This window comes from Bacillus sp. TH50, assembly GCF_016650565.1.
Classification (GTDB): Bacteria; Bacillota; Bacilli; order Bacillales; family Bacillaceae_G; genus Bacillus_A; species Bacillus_A mycoides.
On sequence record NZ_JAEKFM010000003.1, the window covers coordinates 2522295 to 2541822 of the forward strand.

A 19528-nucleotide genomic window follows, 5' to 3' on the forward strand; every position below is an offset into this window, starting at 1 on the left:
ATGGAATGCCTTTTTTCCCTAATACATAATTAAGCTTAAACCACTAATAAAAGCAGTCCCCAAAAACATCATTCAACCCATATTCTATAGTAAATAAAAAGAATTCATTTTGAATATAGAAATAGTCCAAAATCTTGCATAACAGAGGTATGCCCCATTTGCCGCAACATTGTGGCTATATTCCCACGGTGATATGCTCCGTGGGTGACGACGTGTAGTATTGTTTCAGAAACCGTCGTATCCAGGAGCCCAGCATACGGATTATCAACCTCAAACACTTTTTCATAATCTTGTTGACTACTTAAAAGTTCTTTATATCGTTTAGATAATTCATAAAAACTAGTTTCCATTTCCTCAATATTTTTTGTTTCTAGCTGTTCTTTCAATTGGTCTGTGTGTACCATTGCATCACGCATACTTTTGCCAGAAATGATCTCGAGCCAGGCTAAATCTGTGAGGTATATGTGAGACATTACTTTTGCCACCGAAGAAAAACCACTCTTAACTTCCTTATGGAAAATGTCTTGCGGTAGTTCTTTTAAGCGATTTAAAATAACTTCATTTGCCCATAAGTGGTAGCTATACATTTTTAATACAGAACGCCCCATGCTCATTTCTCCTCCAATTTTCATTTTAATGATTAGATTATGATACATAGCTGATTAAAAATTCATAAGGATTACATCTATAAAATTTATTCTGATTCCGATTAGAAAAACCTCTATTAACTTCATAAAAAACATTCGCCATCTTCCACAATCTGACCCTTTAACGGAACAATTCTATGTCACTCAATAATTCCTTACTCACCATTTATTCAGATGTTCTTTTTTCAAGTCAGCAAAACATACCTCCATCTACTTCCCCTCTTCCAACGATTTCACATCTCACTATCAATATATTTAACCAAATTAAAAACACATGCCTTTTTGCGATAAAAAGACATGTGTTTCCAAAATCCACTATAAAAATGTACTATGATAACTGCTTCCACTTAGTTCCCAAAACAGGACGCTCGTAATTTTGTATTTCATGAATTAATTTAGCTGCCGTCTCAGCTGAAACAATCAACTCTTTATTCGACGGGTTCATAAAGCCTTCTTCAGCTGCACGATCAACCATTTGCAGAATTGGTCCGTAAAAGTCTTTAATGTTTAATAAACCAACTGGCTTATCATGTATACCAATTTGTGACCAACATACAACTTCAAATAATTCTTCAAATGTTCCGTATCCACCTGGTAATGCAATGAAAGCATCCGCAAGCTCTGCCATTTTTGCTTTACGTTCGTGCATCGTTTCTACTTCAATTAATTCTGTTAATCCTGTATGAACGATTTCACCACGGAATAAACCACGCGGCATAACACCTGTTACACGTCCACCTAAACGAAGAACTTCGTTTGCTACTTCTCCCATTAATCCAACGCATGAACCGCCGTATACAAGCTCATAATCGTTCTCAACAAACATTTCCCCTAACTCTATTGCCTGCTCTTTAAATTCTGGTCTTCCCCCTAAATTTGAACCTGCAAACACACAAATCTTTCTCATTCCTACACCCCGAAACTATATATTGTTATGATACAATGAGTATTGTACAACATATTGAAGGGATGAGGAAGAAATGGATATCGTCGCATTTCAAAGATGGGTGGAGGAATTTTACGAAAAACGAAGCTGGTCACAGTACAACTCCTTTATTCGCTTAAATTTCTTAACTGAGGAAGTTGGGGAAGTTTCACGCGTTGTTCGCGCAATTGAAATCGGTCGTAATCGCCCTGATGAACAAACAAAAACACAAGAAGAGCTAAAACAAGAACTAAAAGAAGAACTTGGTGATGTACTATCTAATCTTATTGTTCTTTCACAAAAATATGATTTGGATTTACAAGACATTATGGAAACACACGTCACAAAGCTTTCAAAAAGATTCGAAACATCTAAATGAGAACATTATCAATTGTGATATAATGTTCTTGTCAAAATAATAAGGGGGATTTTATGTTATCTAAAAAATTGCACGACGCACTAAATGAACAAATGAATTTTGAATTTTACTCTGCCCACGCTTATATGGCAATGGCTGCTTACTGTACAGCGGAGAGCTATGATGGATTCGCTAACTTTTTCCTTGTACAAGCTGAAGAAGAGCGTTTCCACGCAATGAAGCTTTACAACTACATTAATGACCGCGGCGAGCGCGCTATTATTACTGGATTTGATCATCCTAATAACGAATATGATTCTGTATTGAATGCTTTTGAAGTAGCACTTGAGCACGAGCGTGAAGTAACGAAGCGCATTTATCACTTATCTGATATCGCTTGGGATGAGCGTGAGCATGCAACAATTACATTCTTAAAATGGTTCGTCGATGAGCAAGTAGAAGAAGAATCTTCATTCGATAGCATCATCCAAAAATTAAAACGTATTACAAGCGATTCAAACGCATTATTTATGCTAGATGCTGAATTAGAGAAACGTACATTTACGCCTCCAGCTGAGTAATATTTTAATCACCTTAATGAATGTATTAAGGTGATTTTTTCTTTTCTCTCTAGCTTAAAATCACCTTAAATTTCCTCGTATTTGACATAACAACAGTAAATAAATGGTATTATTTTCAATATAAAACAATATACGAGGAGAGAAAAAATGAACCAACGTGTAGAATTTGTTGACGCCATTCGTGGTTTCGCTTTATTTGGCATTTTACTTGTTAATATAACATTAATTCAATTCGGGTTATTCGCTAATGAAAAACCCACTTATATTTTCGGAAAACTCGATGAAAGTGCTAATTGGTTTATTCAATTTTTCGGCACACAGAATTTTATTTCCCTATTCTCTTTTTTATTTGGGCTTAGCATTATTTTGTTACAAAAAAGTATTATCGCAAAAGGAAAAAAGTTTTTCCCTACATATATAAGGCGTATTAGCATTCTTTTACTACTAGGCTACATTCACGGCACTTTTGTTTGGGAGGGAGATATTTTATTTGCCTACGGGATTGTCGGGATTTTCTTAATGATGTTCATCAATCGAAAACCAAAAACGTTACTCATTTGGGCATCCATTTTATTAGCAATCATTATGTTCGCATCTTATCAATCTGAACCAACATCAAACACATTCAATGATGTCGCACCTTATATTGAAAAAGAGCATAAAGTTCATGAAACTGGAAACTATATGGATCATATCAACTTTAGATTAACTGAAAATCCTTTTGATTACATGGGAATTAACGGTGTCTTCGGATTAGTTATCCTGTCAATTTTCGCATTAATTTTTATGTCTCCACTCTTCTTACTCGGCATGTACGTAGGAAAAAAGGGATGGCTATTTGAGATTGATAAACATATACCTGCTGTCAAAAAGATCTGGCTTATTACTGGTATTTTTTCTTTTACAATCAAAATTTTAACCATGTTCGTAAAACATCCGATTTTAATTATGTTACAAGATGGCCTTACACCCGTAACCATGACCTTCCTTTACGGAAGCACAATTACTTTATTGTTCCATTACAAAAAAGCATCGCGCTTACTAACATACATGGCGAACATGGGAAAAATGTCAGTTAGTAATTACTTAGCACAATCTATTATTGCAACAACCATTTTTTACGCATATGGGTTTGGCTTATACGGTAAAATCGGCTATTTCTTCGGTATTCTTTTAACCATTGGAATTTATACGATTCAATTATTCGTTAGTACCTATTGGCTACAGAAATACCGAATGGGGCCTGTGGAATATGTGTGGAGACTGGGAACTTATTTAGAGAGACCACGGTTTAAAAAAGACTTGGATAAAGCAAGTTAAAAAAGCAATGAGCTCGGGCTCATTGCTTTTTTATTTCTTCTCTCAGCTTAATCAGCTTAGCCAAATCTTTCTTATAAAGCCTTGAAACCTTTTCAACAAAATCACTATGAGTAAAAGTCCCATCGCCTTCTTCTACTATGCTTAAATACCCATGTATAAATTTCAAAAACACTCTAGCATCTTCTCCAGTTAATTGATCAATGTTCTCTATAACCTCATCAAACTCCCTTAAACTATCCGCTTCTTTCACCCTAATCCCCCCTCTCTATATTATTTATCATACCAAAACAAAAAAGTCGTTCATCCCTCTAGGCGAGAGATAAACGACTTCGTTTGTTTTTATTAAAGCATAACCCCAACGATAATCGCTGATAATATACTTACTAACGTTGCACCGTATACAAGTTTTAATCCGAATGAAGATACAACGTTTGCTTGTTTGCCATCGATACTCTTCGTTGCACCTGCGATAATTCCGATTGATGAGAAGTTCGCAAATGATACAAGGAAGATAGATAAAATACCTACTGTACGAGCTGATAAATCACCAGCTACTTTTCCAAGGTCAAGCATTGCAACGAATTCGTTCGTTACTAATTTCGTTGCCATAATTTGTCCTGCTGTTAGCATCTCTGATGTTGGAATACCCATTACAAATGCTAACGGTGAGAAAACGTATCCTAAAATGCTTTGGAATGTGATTCCGAAAATTGAATCGAATACACCGTTAATTGCTGTAATTAATGCTACGAAACCGATTAACATCGCCGCTACTGTTACAGCGATAGAAAAACCAAGCATAATATATTCGCCTAACATTTCAAAGAATGTTTGTTTCTTATCTTCTTGTAATTCTAAAATATCGTCTTCTTCTTTTACGTCATATGGATTAATGATATGAACGATAATGAATCCACTAAATAAGTTTAGTACAAGTGCTGTTACTACATATTTCGGATCAATCATTTTCATATAAGAACCGACGATTGACATTGATACTGTTGACATTGATGATGCACAAAGTGTGTATAAACGATTTTTCGGTAATTTGCTTAGTTGATCTTTTACTGTAATAAATACTTCACCTTGACCAACAATTGCAGCTGCTACCGCATTATATGATTCTAGTTTTCCTAAACCGTTAATTTTACTTAATACGAAACCGACTGCACGAATGATAATCGGTAAAACTTTAATATGTTGTAAGATCCCGATTAATACCGCTAAGAAAATAATTGGTAATAATACTGTTAAGAAGAATGGTGCTTGTCCATCATTTGCTAGACCACCAAATACGAAATTAACCCCTGCTTCCGCAAATTTTAAAATAGCGCCAAATCCATCTGCAATCCCTTTTACTAACACAAATCCGATCTTTGTATTTAGTAAGAAATACGCAAGTACCAATTGAATGACAAGCATAAGTGCAATTGGTTTATATTTAATTTTCTTACGATCTGAACTTATAAGGAAACCTAGTACAAACACTACAAGTAAACCGACTAGAAACATTACTATTTTCATATGTGAATCCTCCACTTCTCTCACGAGTTATTGGTCGTATAACGTATAACGAATGACGTCTGACCATTGATGTTAAAAAAATTTAAAACCCCTAAATATTATTCAACTGTTATCTAAAATCAGTAAGCGTTTACATAAATTGCAATTTATAAAAGGTAGCCTCTTCTCTCCTACCATACTTGAAAGTCTGAAATTGATACCACCTACAAATCAAATTGTAAGCGTTAACTAATTGAAATGCAATATAAATTTTAAAATATTTTTATATGTTAATATATTCCTAAATAATTGGTTTTTTCATGTAAATTTACCATAAAAAAATAGCCCTAGCTATGAGCTAGGACCATCTTTTTTACCCCGCTTTAACGGGCAGTAAGACCCCCACCTCAAAATTCAGCGAAAACAAAGAAGTTAGGTGGGTGATTAACTGCCCGTAAAAGCCCGATTGGTGAAGGCTAATAATCAGCGGGGGATAAAGCCCCCCACTGATTAAAGTTTCACTTTATAACATAACACCAACGATAATCGCCGATAAAAGACTTACTAATGTCGCACCGTATACAAGTCGTAATCCGAATGATGAAACAACGTTTGATTGGTTTTCATCGATCCCTTTCGTTGCACCTGCGATAATTCCGATAGATGAGAAGTTCGCGAATGATACAAGGAATACAGAAAGAATACCGACCGTACGAGCTGATAAATCACTAGCTACTTTTCCTAGATCAAGCATCGCAACAAATTCGTTTGATACTAATTTCGTTGCCATAATTTGTCCCGCTGTTACCATCTCTGATTGCGGGATACCCATTACGAATGCTAATGGAGAGAAAAGATATCCTAAAATAGCTTGGAATGTAATACCGAACACTGAATCAAACAAGCTATTGATTGCTGTAATTAATGCTACGAAACCAAGTAACATTGCTGCTACCGTAATCGCAATCGTGAAACCAAGCATAATATATTCGCTTAACATTTCAAAGAATGACTGTTTTTTCTTATTTTCTAACTTCAGTGTATCTTCTTCTTCTGTAATATCGTACGGGTTAATAATATGAATGATAATGAAACCACTAAATAAATTTAATACAAGTGCTGTTACTACATATTTTGGTTCAATCATTTTCATATAAGAACCAACGATCGACATCGATACTGTCGACATGGAAGATGCACATAGTGTATATAAACGATGTTTTGGGATTTTACTTAATTGATCTTTTACTGTAATAAATACTTCTGCTTGCCCAACAATTGCGGCCGCTACTGCATTATATGATTCTAATTTTCCTAAACCATTTACTTTACTTAGCATAGTACCAATAGCACGAATAAATATCGGTAAAATTTTAAAGTGTTGCAGAATTCCGATTAACACTGCAAAGAATACGATTGGTAATAAAGCTGTTAAGAAGAATGAAACCTCTCCTTTATTAACAAGACCACCAAATACGAAAACGATTCCAGATTCCGCGTATCCAAGAAGCGCTCCAAATCCATCTGAAATTCCTTTTACTAAAATGTAACCAATTGGCGTATTTAATAAGAAATACGTTAACGCTAGCTGAATAACAAGCATAATTGCGATTGGTTTATACTTGATCTTCTTACGATCAGAACTTATAAGAAAGCCGAGTACGAATACAACTAGTAGTCCTACAAGAAACATAACAAACTTCATTAATAAAATCCTCCATTTAACTCTTCATTAACTTTGAACGTCTGACTACTCAAAACAAGGAATAATCCGAACTTTCCATTTCTCCTCCAAAACCTTCAATCGGATATGAAAAACCATAAAATCTCTTGTCTCAAAGCCATTTTCCATTCTAACACAAATTATAACTCACATCCGCATTTTTCTTAAAAAAATACATTTTATTATAAAACACTCATTAATGTTCGTATTTTTCCTCTTCCTTTAGTTTATCACCATAAAAAAAAAAACGAGCATCAAATTTCTCTGATGCTCGTTCCTTTTTATTATACAGCTTTTTCTTTATCTGCTACTGCTGGCTTGTCCCAGCACTCTGTATTGTTTAAACCAGGAATAGACTCCGCATAAAAGACTGGATCTTTTCCTTGTTTCTTTTGTTTTACGTAATCTGATAATGCCGCGAAAGCATACTTAGAAAGGAATACAATCGCCACTAAGTTAATAATAGCCATGATACCCATGAATAAATCTGCTAAGTCCCAAACAATTTGAATTGTTGCTACAGAACCTAACATAACCATACCAAGTACCGCGATTCGATAAACATTTAGTAAAACTTTACTTCCATTTAAAAATTCAATATTCGTTTCACCATAGTAGTAGTTACCTACTAATGAACTAAATGCAAACAAGAAGATTGCAACTGCTACAAATATAGAAGCCCACGGTCCGATATGTTGACTTAATGCTTGTTGCGTTAATTGAATTCCGTTTAAATCAGCCGCTCCAGGCACATCTGATAATAAAATAATAAATGCTGTACAACTACAAATTAATAATGTATCTGTAAATACCCCTAAAGTTTGAATGAAACCTTGTTTAACTGGGTGCGTTACGTTTGCAGTCGCAGCTGCATTTGGCGCACTACCCATACCTGCTTCATTTGAGAATAATCCACGTTTTACCCCTAGTAAAATCGCAGCTCCTAATCCCCCGCCCACTACTTCTTTAATTCCGAAAGCATGTAAGAAAATTTCTTTAAATACATATGGAATTGCCGTAATGTTTGTTACAACAACGAATAATGCCACTGCTACATATATAATTGCCATTACTGGAACAATCATTTCAACCGCACGTGCAATACGTTTTACTCCGCCGAAGATAATGATTGCAAGTAAACCAGCCATAAACAGACCTACAAACTTACCATCTGTGTTAAATGCTCCATCAAAAGCCGCCGCTACTGTGTTTGACTGCACGGCGTTGAAAATTAATCCGAAACTAACTGTTATTAGAACAGAGAAGACAACTCCTAGCCAGCGTTTCTTTAAACCCTTTTCCATATAATACGCTGGACCACCACGGAACGCATTCCCATCTTTTACTTTATAAATTTGCGCTAATGTGCTCTCTACAAATGCAGAAGCACCCCCAATTACCGCGATTAACCACATCCAAAATACCGCTCCTGGTCCACCTGCTGAGATTGCGATAGCTACACCAGCTAAGTTACCAGTACCTACACGAGAAGCTGTACTCATACAAAAAGCCTGGAATGATGATACACCACTTTTTTCTTTTTGCGCTTTTCTTGTTTTTGAACTCGCTCCATCCCCAAGTAAGCGAATCATTTCACCGAAGTAACGAATTTGGACAAATTTCACACGAAAAGAAAAGTAAAGTCCTAATCCAATTAACATCGCAATAATGATATATGACCAAAGAACATTATTTATATCCCCAATTACATTAGTTAAAAAATCCATAATTGCATTGCCCCCTCTTCCTAACAATAAGAAAATTATATTCTAAAAACTTTTAGTAATCAAGAACTTTATGTTAGGTTTCATTACATGGATACGTGAACATTCCTAACACACATGTTTTTTTACGTGAAAATATAACTAGTACGTGCATTTATCCAATACTCAATCACTCATCCTATTCGACCAGTCATACTTTTAAGACAGTACGTTCCCTACAAATAACGAGAGGAATGAACAAACAAAAATTATATTAATAATTACCTCTCACCCTTTTTATCATTTACTACAACAAAAAAGGCGAACATCGAATTTATCTCGATGCTCGCCTTTTTATTATACTGCTTTTTCTTTATCTGTTACCGCCGGCTTATCCCAACACTCTGTGTTCGTTAAACCAGGAATAGAATCTGCACTGAATACCGGATCTTTTCCTTGTTTCTTTTGTTTCACATAGTCCGCCAACGCAGCATACGCAAAACGGCCAAGAAGTGTAATCGCAATTAAGTTTGTGATTACCATTAGACCCATAAATAAGTCTGCCATATTCCATACAACTTGAAGCGTCGCAACAGAACCGAATAGTACCATTCCTACAACCGCAATACGATAAATCGTTAACCAAGTTTTACTTCGTTTAATAAATTCAATATTCGTTTCACCATAATAATAGTTTCCTAGTAATGAGCTGAAAGCAAATAAGAAAATGATAATCGCTAAGAAGCTACTTGCCCACGAACCGATTTGTGAACTTAGCGCGACTTGCGTTAATTCAATACCTTCTAAATTTGTTGCCTTATATGCACCAGAACATAGTACGATAAACGCTGTTGATGTACATACTAAGAATGTATCTACTAATACTCCAATTGTTTGAATAAATCCTTGTTTAGCTGGATGCGTTACATCAGCTGTTGCAGCCGCGTTTGGCGCACTACCCATACCTGCTTCATTCGCAAATAATCCGCGCTGAATACCAAACTTCATTGCAGCACCAATACCGCCACCTACAGCTGAATCTAAACCAAATGCACCTTTAAAGATTTCTGTAAACATATCCGGTATTAAATAATAATTTTTAATAACAACGAACACAGCTACTGCAATATAAATAATTGCCATCGGCGGAACAATCATTTCTGACATACGCGCAATACTTTTCACACCACCAAAAATAATAACCGCAACCAATACCGCAAGTACAATCCCTACAACATAACGCTCAATACCAAATGCATTTTTAAATGCTAATGTCACTGTATTTGCTTGTACTGAGTTAAAAATTAAACCGTAACTAATTGTAATAAGGATAGAGAACCAAATTCCCATCCAACGTTTATTTAAACCTTTTTCCATATAATAAGCAGGACCACCACGGAAGCCACTGCCATCTTTTATTTTATAAATTTGCGCAAGCGTACTTTCTACGAAACTTGAAGACGCCCCAATAATCGCAATAACCCACATCCAAAATACAGCTCCAGGTCCTCCCATAGAAATAGCTAGCGCTACACCAGCTAAGTTCCCGATTCCAATACGAGCCGCTGAACTCATACAAAATGCTTGGAATGATGATACACTTCCCTTTTTACGTGTCTTTCCAGTTAAGCCATCACTCATTAATCGAACCATTTCCCCTAAATGAGTAATTTGCACGAATTTTAATTTAATAGAAAAATAAAGCCCTAAACCAATTAACATTGCAATAAGAATATATGACCAAAGAATTGTATTCGTTGATGAAACAAATTGCTCTAAAATATCCATACAATTAACCCCTCCTTTTCTCCATAAAACGAATTATATTTAAAAAACATTTAAAAATCAACATTTTTCGACAATTTGCAATTTCCAAATATTAGCCAGACACGAAGTAACAATATCTTTATGACTCTCCTCCCTCTAACTGTGCATACTAAAACAAAAGTAAATCTACAAACTACCCCATTGACAAAAACACCAACCTGTAACTATAATGATTACATCAAGTTGTAACAAACCTCATTACAACAAATTCATTTACTTTCAGATATACACTTTAACAAAACACTTTGGAGGGATTTATTATGAAAATCGGAATCATCGGAGCAACTGGTAAAGCAGGAAGTCGTATTTTAAAAGAAGCATTAGATCGCGGACATGAAGTAACTGCAATCGTAAGAAACGCTGCAAAAATTACAGAAGAAAATATAAAAGTTTTAGAGAAAGATGTATTCGCTCTTACATCTAATGACCTACAAGCATTTGATGTAGTTGTAAATGCATTCGGCGCTCCAGCAGGAGAAGAACATCTTCACGTAGATGCAGGAAACGTACTAATTGAAGCTATGAAAGGTGCACCTAATACAAAATTACTTGTTGTTGGCGGCGCTGGTAGCTTATTTGTAGACGAAGAGAAAACAACACGTGTATTTGATACACCAGGATTCCCAAATGAATATCTTGCAACAGCTCAAAACCAAGGTAAAAACTTAGAAATCCTAAATCAAACAAATGATATTACTTGGACATTCATTAGCCCTTCTGCACTATTCGCATTAGGAAAACGCACTGGCTCTTATACAGCTGGTAAAGACAACCTTCTTGTTAATGCGAAAGGTGATAGCTACGTAAGTTACGAAGACTTTGCGGTAGCAGCACTTGATGAAATCGAAAATCCAAAACATGTAAACGAACGCTTCACAGTTGTTTCTGAAGCTGAGTAATAGAAAAAGCTCGTAAACATAATGTTTACGAGCTTTTTTATTTCTATTAAGCTTTTTCCTCTTGTATACCTTCTGTTCTTTCAAAACCTTGTTCTGTGATTTTAAAGAACACATCATGTACACCATACTTTGTATCCACTTCTACATTCTTTTTGTACACTTTAAATCGATCAAATTCTGCTTGATATACCTTTACTACATCACCATATTCAAAAGACATATCATTAAATTGTTCCGCAAATACTTTCGTATTTTCCGTTCCTTCTAATACCATTTTCTTCTTCTCTTTTCCATCCTTATCAAATACAGCTAGTCCCATATATTTTTCACCTTTAAAGTGAGTATGAACTGGACCTTCTGAACCTACTGTACTTAATTTTTTATCCTCATGATTGATTGTGATAATCGATTTGACATTCGTCCCGCCATGCCATGTACCAAAGAACATAATACTCTCACCGTATATTACTTCTACTGGTACTTCTGTCACTTTCTTATTCCCAAAACGATCTTTCGTTTCCACTTTTACTGTTTGCTCACCGATTTTTGAGGTATCCGGTTTCTCTACAAATCCAACTACTTCTCCATCTTTTACCTGAACAAAGTTTTTCGCTTCTAATTTTTCAGCATCTGTCCCGATTACCACTTTTTGCGGTACTGCCGTTACTTCTTGCATAGTTTCCATTCTCTCAAAACCTTGCTCTGTAATTTTAAAGAAGACTTCGTGAACACCATACTCCTTATCTACTAACTCATTCTTTTTATACACTTTAAAGCGGTCAAACTCCGTTTGATACACTTTCACTACATCTCCATATTCAAACGGCATTCCATTAAATTGTTCTGCAAATGCTTTTGTATTTTCCGTTCCTTCTAATACCACTTGCTTCTTCTCTTTTCTATCTTTATCAAATACAGCAAATCCGATATATTTTTCACCTTTAAACCGGGTATGAACTGGACCTTCTGAACCTACTGTACTTAATTTTTCATCTTCATGATTTAATGTGATAATCGATTTAATATTCGTTCCACCATGCCATGTACCGAAGAACATAATACTATCTCCGTATACTACATTAACGGAAACAGGTATCGAGTTTACATTCCCATTTTCATCTATAAGTTCTACATGTACAGTTTGCTTTCCACTTTCGTGTTTAGACCATCGTATCTTTCCTGATACCTTTACATGCTCACCTAAATTTTGTACAAGCTCGCTTGCTTTTTTCTCATCAAAATCTGTACCTATCATAAGATCTGGTACTGTATTCACCGCTTCACCATAAGGTACTTTATATGGCTTAACTTGCATTTCACGAATAGGATCATTGTCCCGCGATAACCATATTTTATTCTTTGGTTCAGGTAATTGTAGTTTATCTACTTTTTCTACCGTATCCACCTCTGCATGTAGTCCCCATTTTGCAAAGTAGGAAATTAAATTTTGTCCAGCCGCTTTTGAAGCCATGTAAATAAATAACTGTTTCTTCTCTCTATCTGTAATAACTCCACCTACATCTAATAGGGGATAATCCGCATCCGATAACACCCTATACATTTGATGAAGCTTCGGATAGAATTGATCTCCATAAATTAAATGTAATTGCCAAAACATTATAATCGGATCTGATTTATCAAAATTCTTTTTGTCCACTGGTTGATTCAAATAATCAAACGCCTCATCATAACGCTTATCTACTTCCATTCGTGATTTATTTCCAAAGGCTAGCTGAACAGCTAAACTGTAAATGTTAACAGTTGTCTCCCCCATACCTTTCCAATTCCAAGGCACTTGTTGATGAAAATGGCCAACTTCATGCCATGGTCCCCAACCATCATGTTTAAACATCTCTATATCTAATACTTCTTGAATCTCTTCACCTGGATATCCCGTATAATAATCAAACGCATACATATTACTTGCAAGCGGATTTTTAGCTTCAATAAACTGCACATAATGTTTCCCAGCCTTTGCAACCCCCACTCCATCTTCTGATAATCCAGATAATGCATTCTCAATACGAATTGCTTTATCATGTGCCTTCATTAAATCTGTCGGATCTGTATCCTTCATGTATTCCTGTGCTGATTTATAACTGGCAGTAATTAAACTTCTCTCACCTTTTAATTCTACTGCATAAGGGCTTTTATACTTTTTGAGCATTTCATCCCAATCTTTTTTCGTATGTTTTCCTAATATAAACAAAGGAAAATGACTACCACCGCTTGTAACAGTTGCGGTAACCTCACCCGTATCATTTAAATTATAAAAGTATAAAACACCTCCATTAGGAGATGAAATTACATTTTTACCAGGCTTCAAATCAAATTCTGTTGGAGTTTCCTTATCATAAGCACGTGTCCCTATGAATGCTTTAATAGATTGATCCCCTTTTATTTCAATGTTAATTTCTTCATTTTCTTTTGCATAAATTCCAGTTGGTTCATTAACAGATAACTTCCATTTCTGCTTTAAGCGTTCTCTCTCTTCTTCCACACTACCTTTACCCGGCAACTGAAACGTCCTTTGCTCAAATTTATTCTCTTCTAAATTCCCACCTTTATTCTCTTCCAAAGGCGCTGCATATCCTTTTGATGCTTCGAAAGCTACTGGTGATAACAATGTAGATATACATATACCAGCTACTAATACCCTACTCTTCTTATTCTTCGACATAATCTGTGTCCCCTATTCTTTTTGTAATGCAAACCATCATAGATATATTCATTTACTGCAAAATCAATTTATCCTTATACACTCATTTAAAATACACAACAAAACTTCGCGCCCCAATACCGCTTAACTTTATTCCCTATATGTATTCGCTTTCTTATATAACAAAAACTTTTAAGTCTAAAATTCCGCCTCATCTTTCTCTATGTTTTATGATGAGTTCTCCTTTTTTCATCACGGGATAATGATAAGAAATACATCTAATAAGTATTGTTGTCTATACATGAAAAATGTGTATAAAAATATTGTTTTTTACAATTCATTCATAGGCATCCATCTATGGACAGTTTTTCCAAAATGAATTGTACATGATTTCTTTCTCGTTAGATAGCCTTTTCGATTAGATTAATATTACAATTTTATGAATTTAATCCAAAAATCGTAATGTTTAGATTTCTGATTTTTAATGTTATTTTAAAATAAAAACCTGTCCGAAAGATACTATTCTCTCGGACAGGTTTTTATTAATCCAGCATTCGTTTCATTATAAATCCTTTTCCGTGTAACCACTCATCCTCTATTTCACCGGTTAAATGGAATCCAATTGATTCATATAATTTTTGCGCGAGTTTGTTTTCTGAATGTATGCTTAAATACATCACTTTGTAATTATATTCTGTTTTAAAATGCTCCATTAACAAACGCAATAATGGTTTTGCATACCCTTTTCCTTGGCATGCACTATCGATGACAAATTGATTTAAATATATAGCCTTTTCTTCTTCCTCAAACCAGCCATACATTGCATATCCAATAGGTACATCGTCATCATATAGACCTACTGAAGCTGCATCTTCTTTATATTTTGTTTCAGCATCAACTAAACAATTTTCAACTGTACTTTCAATAAATTTATGCTGCTGTTCTGTTACTTTTAAGTTAGCAATTTCATGCCGATTTTCTGTCGTTATTTCACAAATACGAAGTTTCATTTTTCATCTCTCTCTAGTTTCTTGTTTCATTATACCGTACTGATCAAAACATTAATGCTGGCGATGTAAGAAATCCGAAGCATGCAAACAAGAACATATATTATAGCAATACAAGAAAATATATTTTCCTCCATAATTTTCTTTCACTTGAATTTAACCTTTCAAAAGATATCCCTACTCATTTTTCTAATATAATAATTTGATATATGTACACATTAAGTCCAAACGGTAAAAGGAAACTAAGCCCTCCCCACCACCAAGACTTTTCATACTTATACAGAAGGATCGCTATATAGACTTGTGAGATAAAAAGAAATAGAGCAATCGCTATAAGTACTATCGTTAACATTACAATATCTTTATCGATTATAATCCCCTCCTTTTTACATCTACAAATAACCACCAAACCGTACATTGTAAAAGCGTCAGCCATATAATGAAAAGTACCGAAGATCCATTCATTGCATATACAAACTGTCTTACTAAAGATAATGGCTCTGTAAATAAATGAATCGAATGGAAACGCAAAAACCTTCCAATAAATATCCCGATACTAGAAAGTAATATAAAAACAAAGAGCATACCTTTTCTCCATTTCGTCTGTAAAAGATTATTCACTTGTTTCAGCATAAGAATGTAATAATAAATTGCGATTATGACTCCACTTGTTAATACAAAAAAGTTTTTCCACTCTTCCAGTACTAGCCCTTTTTTATAATCAAACTCATATATATTTAGATGAATTAAATCTGTTACTACGTAAAACACATTCGGTGATAGTAGTATGAAAATAATATAAAATAGGCTACTCACCGGTATTTCACTTTTCTGTTTCACTTTAAATAATGGCAATAAAAAAGAAAGTTCTAGTGCAGCAAAGGCAAGGAACATATTCAAAATCATAAACGAGTATTTTATATCAAAAATAATTAAAATAGACAGGTAAATAAAAAAACTAATTCGCACCTTTGAACGTTCATTCACGGTGTATCTCCCCTTATATATCGTAAATTATTTCTTAATTTTAACAGCATGTTGCAAAAACTATAATCTAGATACATTACAGCAACCTTACAAAAATGTAAGCATACAAAAAAAGCACTGGAACATACCAGTGCTTTTCTTTAATCTTTTATCTTTTATCTTGATTCGGTTTATGTGGTTCATTTGGTGTATAGGGTTTATTTGGTTTATTATCATGACCATTTGCTTTCTTCCAACTTACCGCCAACTCTGGACTTGTTTTCTCTTCACTACGCTCAAGTAATACAACCGCATTTTGAATAGTCGGTGTACCTTTATGTGCAATTCCTTGTAGTTTCGTTAAATTCCCTGATACTTTAAAACTAAATCCACCCGATGGTGTTTGTTTCGGAATTAAAATGCGGAACTTTTCTCCTACATTAAATTCTGTTTTTCCCTCGCCTTTTTCATTTACGAACTTCACGCCTTCTGGTGCACCTGTTGCTTGCACTTTATACGTTCCGCTTTTAGCGTTTGTTTGCACTGTATATAAACCAGTTTCAAAAAATTCATCTTTTAATACCGCTTCTTGTTCTTCTGTAGGAGTTACACTCATCGTAATTTCTTGTAGCTCTTCACTAGCGTTTGCTTTTGCAACGATATCTTTCGTTACTTTTTCTACATTTTTATTACGGAAATCTAAATCGTTAATATCAATTTGTTTTAACGCATTCCACACCGCAAGCTGCGTTGCATAATGTGCATCTCTCCAGTCAGAAACACCTAATTCTTGTGGGCTCTTTTGTGGATATCCATTTAATAAGACGCGGTACACGTTAATATCCACTTTTCCCATTTCAGGTAAGTCTTGGCCGCTCGGAGACTTCAAATCTACATTTAAACAAAAAGCAATTTTTCCATCTGCTGTTTTAATAAGTTCTGTTCGAATCGGTTTCTTCTTTGACCTACTATAACTCCAATCCATCTCATACTTCGTATGATCCATGACCTCTGCGAATGCTTTTTGAAGTGGGAATAATAAGTTCGCAAATACAAATAAAACACTCAAAAAAGCGGCCATTAGCTTGAACGATCTTTTTATCTTCATGTCTACAACCCCTTATAAAATAACAAATTTACTACTATGTATTATTTAGTTAGAAATGTTTTTTATGCATAGACAAAACAAAAAAGAGTGCAAACTTTTTTGCACTCTTTGAACTTACCTCTATTAGAAATCAAAGTTATCAGGATCTGGACCAACGCGGTGGTTCTGATTTAAAGCATCAATCTTTTCCATGTCTTCTTTTGTTAATTCGAAGTCGAATATATTAGCATTCGCAATAATACGCTGTTCTTTCGTTGACTTCGGAATTGTTACAACTTCATTTTGAAGATCCCAACGTAAAATAACTTGAGCTGTTGTCTTATCGTATTTATTAGCAATTTCCAGTAATGTTTCGTTATCTAATAATTGCCCTTGCATAAGTGGTGACCATGCTTCCATTTGAATACCTTGTTCTTTACAGAAAGCTTGTAATTCTTTTTGTGTTAAACGAGGGTGGTATTCTACTTGGTTAATCATCGGCTTAATTTCCGCAGCTTTCATTACATCTTGCAGGTGATGGATTTGGAAATTACTTACGCCAATTGCACGCACGCGCTCTTCTTTATAAATTGTTTCTAACGCTCTCCACGTATCTTTATATTTTCCTTCTACCGGCCAGTGAACAAGATATAAATCTAAATAATCTAGTTCTAATTTTTTTAAGCTCTCTTCGTATGCAGCAAGTGTCGTTTCATATCCTTGATCTGCGTTCCACACTTTTGAAGTAATGAATAAATCTTCTCGAGAAATTCCTGCTTCTTTTATACCAGCGCGAATTCCTTCACCTACTGCTTTTTCATTTCCATAAATCGCCGCTGTATCAATGCTGCGGTATCCAGCTTTAATCGCCGATTTTACAGCCTCTACAAGTTCTGGTCCATCTTCCACTTTAAATACGCCTAAACCGAACCAAGGCATTTCCACACCGTTATGCAATGTTGTTTTACTTTGTAAATTTTTCATTATATTTTTCTCTCCTTTATTTTGCTTGATCTCTTTTTTCTAAGTTCATACTCCAAGCTGTTAAAATAACAGCGCCTACTACCATAATGCCGCCTACCCAAGCTGTATGAATTAATCCTAACGAGTTCGTTACAATACCGCCCAAATAAGCCCCAAGAGCAATTCCTGCGTTAAATGCTGCAATATTCATTGCTGATGCGATATCAACGGCACTCGGCACGAAACGCTCAGCCAATATAACGACATACACTTGTAGTCCTGGAACATTCATAAACGCGAATAGCCCCATAAAAATAATTGTGATAAGCCCCGCTACTTGAAACGGCGCTGTAAATGTTAGTACGAATAATACAATTGCTTGAATAAAGAACATGTAAAATAGTGCACGAATTGGATTATGATTCGATAATTTTCCGCCGACCATATTCCCAATCGCAATTGCAATCCCGTACACTAACAAAATGATTGTAACAGTACTCGATTTAAATCCTGTTACTTCTTGTAATAGCGGAGATAAATACGTAAATGTTACGAATGTTCCTCCGTATCCTAATGCAGTAATGACGAAAACAAGTAAGAGTCTTCCGTTCGTGATAAGTTTGAATTGATCACGAAATGATACTCGTGTACCCTTTTTTAAGTTAGACGGAATTAACATGCTGTTTGCGACTAAGGCAACAATTCCAATGACCACAATCACCATAAAAGATGCTCTCCAGCCAAATTGTTGACCAATAAACGTTCCAATTGGTACACCTGTAATCGTCGCAACGGTTAAACCAGTAAACATAAATGCTATTGCACTAGCACGTTTATTCTCTGGTACAAGCGCAGCCGCAATTGTGGATCCGATCGACATAAAAACGCCGTGTGCAAACGCAGATACGACCCTCGCCATAAGCAACACAGTAAAACTTGTTGCCACTGCCGCAATTCCATTACCAATAATGAAAATAATCATAATCCACATTAATAACGTCTTTCGCGACATACTAGCTGTTAATGACGTTAATACTGGGGCACCAAACGCTACCCCTAATGCATATAAAGAAACGGTTAAACCCGCTGTTGTAACAGAAACATGTAAATCCTCTGAAATAGATGGTAATAAACCGACACTAATAAATTCGGTTGTACCAATTCCAAACGCACTAATTGCTAGTGCTAATAAAGCAAACATACTTCTTCGATTCGTCTGTACCGCTGAAGAAGATACTGTATATGAATTCAATTGAACTCCTCCTTAATGCGAGAAATCCAATCATAATAGTGTGATAAAAAGGCCTTTTTATCTTCTACAGAAATAATGTTACTGCTGATATATGCTATTATGAATGGC

The 19528-nt window shown here is 35.1% G+C and carries 18 protein-coding genes; 4 read left to right on the forward strand and 14 right to left on the reverse strand.

The window, feature by feature from the left end; translation table 11 throughout:
• Positions 1 to 104: 104 nt before the first annotated feature.
• Both JFU23_RS13220 and JFU23_RS13225 read right to left on the reverse strand, forming a co-directional pair.
• Complete coding sequence (locus JFU23_RS13220) at positions 105 to 608, reverse strand: DinB family protein (protein ID WP_201032049.1); 504 nt, start codon at positions 606 to 608, stop codon at positions 105 to 107.
• 367 nt (positions 609 to 975) lie between these two features.
• Positions 976 to 1554: an LOG family protein gene (locus JFU23_RS13225; protein WP_033709565.1), complete on the reverse strand. Its 579-nt coding sequence runs from the start codon at positions 1552 to 1554 to the stop codon at positions 976 to 978.
• A gap of 73 nt (positions 1555 to 1627) precedes the next feature.
• Between JFU23_RS13225 and JFU23_RS13230 the strand changes: the two genes are divergently transcribed.
• The 3 genes from JFU23_RS13230 (at position 1628) to JFU23_RS13240 (ending at position 3831) form a co-directional block, all read left to right on the forward strand.
• Positions 1628 to 1951, forward strand: a complete 324-nt coding sequence (locus JFU23_RS13230) for a MazG nucleotide pyrophosphohydrolase domain-containing protein (RefSeq protein ID WP_061690051.1) — start codon at positions 1628 to 1630, stop codon at positions 1949 to 1951.
• A gap of 53 nt (positions 1952 to 2004) precedes the next feature.
• Complete coding sequence (locus JFU23_RS13235) at positions 2005 to 2511, forward strand: ferritin (RefSeq protein WP_107887247.1); 507 nt, start codon at positions 2005 to 2007, stop codon at positions 2509 to 2511.
• Between the two features lie 147 nt (positions 2512 to 2658).
• Positions 2659 to 3831: a DUF418 domain-containing protein gene (locus JFU23_RS13240; RefSeq protein WP_201032050.1), complete on the forward strand. Its 1173-nt coding sequence runs from the start codon at positions 2659 to 2661 to the stop codon at positions 3829 to 3831.
• 19 nt (positions 3832 to 3850) lie between these two features.
• Here JFU23_RS13240 and JFU23_RS13245 read toward each other — a convergent pair whose 3' ends face one another.
• The 5 genes from JFU23_RS13245 to JFU23_RS13265 form a co-directional block, all read right to left on the reverse strand.
• Positions 3851 to 4081, reverse strand: a complete 231-nt coding sequence (locus JFU23_RS13245) for a hypothetical protein (protein WP_201032051.1) — start codon at positions 4079 to 4081, stop codon at positions 3851 to 3853.
• 92 nt (positions 4082 to 4173) lie between these two features.
• Positions 4174 to 5355, reverse strand: a complete 1182-nt coding sequence (locus JFU23_RS13250; protein WP_012261957.1) for a NupC/NupG family nucleoside CNT transporter — start codon at positions 5353 to 5355, stop codon at positions 4174 to 4176.
• A gap of 502 nt (positions 5356 to 5857) precedes the next feature.
• A complete protein-coding gene (locus tag JFU23_RS13255) occupies positions 5858 to 7039 on the reverse strand; it encodes a NupC/NupG family nucleoside CNT transporter (protein ID WP_201032052.1) in 1182 nt (393 codons plus the stop codon).
• Between the two features lie 302 nt (positions 7040 to 7341).
• Positions 7342 to 8784 carry an alanine/glycine:cation symporter family protein gene (locus tag JFU23_RS13260; protein WP_016093527.1) on the reverse strand — a complete coding sequence of 481 codons (1443 nt, stop codon included), beginning with the start codon at positions 8782 to 8784 and terminating at the stop codon, positions 7342 to 7344.
• A gap of 333 nt (positions 8785 to 9117) precedes the next feature.
• The gene (locus JFU23_RS13265) at positions 9118 to 10548 is read right to left on the reverse strand and encodes an alanine/glycine:cation symporter family protein (RefSeq protein WP_002167417.1); all 1431 of its coding nucleotides are present in this window, start codon (positions 10546 to 10548) and stop codon (positions 9118 to 9120) included.
• Positions 10549 to 10847: 299 nt separating this feature from the next.
• Between JFU23_RS13265 and JFU23_RS13270 the strand changes: the two genes are divergently transcribed.
• Positions 10848 to 11486, forward strand: a complete 639-nt coding sequence (locus JFU23_RS13270; protein ID WP_201032053.1) for an NAD(P)-dependent oxidoreductase — start codon at positions 10848 to 10850, stop codon at positions 11484 to 11486.
• A gap of 46 nt (positions 11487 to 11532) precedes the next feature.
• Here JFU23_RS13270 and JFU23_RS13275 read toward each other — a convergent pair whose 3' ends face one another.
• The 7 genes from JFU23_RS13275 to JFU23_RS13300 form a co-directional block, all read right to left on the reverse strand.
• A complete protein-coding gene (locus JFU23_RS13275) occupies positions 11533 to 14166 on the reverse strand; it encodes a M60 family metallopeptidase (RefSeq protein WP_201032054.1) in 2634 nt (877 codons plus the stop codon).
• A gap of 521 nt (positions 14167 to 14687) precedes the next feature.
• Positions 14688 to 15155, reverse strand: coding sequence for a GNAT family N-acetyltransferase (locus JFU23_RS13280; RefSeq protein WP_201032055.1), 468 nt, complete (start codon positions 15153 to 15155; stop codon positions 14688 to 14690).
• A 178-nt stretch (positions 15156 to 15333) separates the two neighbouring features.
• The gene (locus tag JFU23_RS30250; RefSeq protein ID WP_207200006.1) at positions 15334 to 15504 is read right to left on the reverse strand and encodes a hypothetical protein; all 171 of its coding nucleotides are present in this window, start codon (positions 15502 to 15504) and stop codon (positions 15334 to 15336) included.
• A 17-nt stretch (positions 15505 to 15521) separates the two neighbouring features.
• Complete coding sequence (locus JFU23_RS13285; RefSeq protein WP_201032056.1) at positions 15522 to 16139, reverse strand: DUF1361 domain-containing protein; 618 nt, start codon at positions 16137 to 16139, stop codon at positions 15522 to 15524.
• Between the two features lie 148 nt (positions 16140 to 16287).
• The gene (locus JFU23_RS13290) at positions 16288 to 17226 is read right to left on the reverse strand and encodes a thioester domain-containing protein (RefSeq protein ID WP_085312747.1); all 939 of its coding nucleotides are present in this window, start codon (positions 17224 to 17226) and stop codon (positions 16288 to 16290) included.
• Between the two features lie 123 nt (positions 17227 to 17349).
• Positions 17350 to 18189: an aldo/keto reductase gene (locus JFU23_RS13295; RefSeq protein WP_207193023.1), complete on the reverse strand. Its 840-nt coding sequence runs from the start codon at positions 18187 to 18189 to the stop codon at positions 17350 to 17352.
• 16 nt (positions 18190 to 18205) lie between these two features.
• Positions 18206 to 19369: an MFS transporter gene (locus JFU23_RS13300; RefSeq protein WP_161939635.1), complete on the reverse strand. Its 1164-nt coding sequence runs from the start codon at positions 19367 to 19369 to the stop codon at positions 18206 to 18208.
• Positions 19370 to 19528 lie beyond the last annotated feature (159 nt).

Excerpts from the sequence above, each read along its gene's own strand:
- JFU23_RS13220 (WP_201032049.1), bottom strand. The coding sequence starts at position 608 with ATGGGGCGTTCTGTATTAAAAATGTATAGCTACCACTTATGGGCAAAT.
- JFU23_RS13225 (WP_033709565.1), bottom strand. The coding sequence starts at position 1,554 with ATGAGAAAGATTTGTGTGTTTGCAGGTTCAAATTTAGGGGGAAGACCA.
- JFU23_RS13230 (WP_061690051.1), top strand. The coding sequence starts at position 1,628 with ATGGATATCGTCGCATTTCAAAGATGGGTGGAGGAATTTTACGAAAAA.
- JFU23_RS13235 (WP_107887247.1), top strand. The coding sequence starts at position 2,005 with ATGTTATCTAAAAAATTGCACGACGCACTAAATGAACAAATGAATTTT.
- JFU23_RS13240 (WP_201032050.1), top strand. The coding sequence starts at position 2,659 with ATGAACCAACGTGTAGAATTTGTTGACGCCATTCGTGGTTTCGCTTTA.
- JFU23_RS13250 (WP_012261957.1), bottom strand. The coding sequence starts at position 5,355 with ATGAAAATAGTAATGTTTCTAGTCGGTTTACTTGTAGTGTTTGTACTA.
- JFU23_RS13255 (WP_201032052.1), bottom strand. The coding sequence starts at position 7,039 with ATGAAGTTTGTTATGTTTCTTGTAGGACTACTAGTTGTATTCGTACTC.
- JFU23_RS13260 (WP_016093527.1), bottom strand. The coding sequence starts at position 8,784 with ATGGATTTTTTAACTAATGTAATTGGGGATATAAATAATGTTCTTTGG.
- JFU23_RS13265 (WP_002167417.1), bottom strand. The coding sequence starts at position 10,548 with ATGGATATTTTAGAGCAATTTGTTTCATCAACGAATACAATTCTTTGG.
- JFU23_RS13270 (WP_201032053.1), top strand. The coding sequence starts at position 10,848 with ATGAAAATCGGAATCATCGGAGCAACTGGTAAAGCAGGAAGTCGTATT.
- JFU23_RS13275 (WP_201032054.1), bottom strand. The coding sequence starts at position 14,166 with ATGTCGAAGAATAAGAAGAGTAGGGTATTAGTAGCTGGTATATGTATA.
- JFU23_RS13280 (WP_201032055.1), bottom strand. The coding sequence starts at position 15,155 with ATGAAACTTCGTATTTGTGAAATAACGACAGAAAATCGGCATGAAATT.
- JFU23_RS30250 (WP_207200006.1), bottom strand. The coding sequence starts at position 15,504 with ATGTTAACGATAGTACTTATAGCGATTGCTCTATTTCTTTTTATCTCA.
- JFU23_RS13290 (WP_085312747.1), bottom strand. The coding sequence starts at position 17,226 with ATGAAGATAAAAAGATCGTTCAAGCTAATGGCCGCTTTTTTGAGTGTT.
- JFU23_RS13295 (WP_207193023.1), bottom strand. The coding sequence starts at position 18,189 with ATGAAAAATTTACAAAGTAAAACAACATTGCATAACGGTGTGGAAATG.
- JFU23_RS13300 (WP_161939635.1), bottom strand. The coding sequence starts at position 19,369 with ATGTTTGCTTTATTAGCACTAGCAATTAGTGCGTTTGGAATTGGTACA.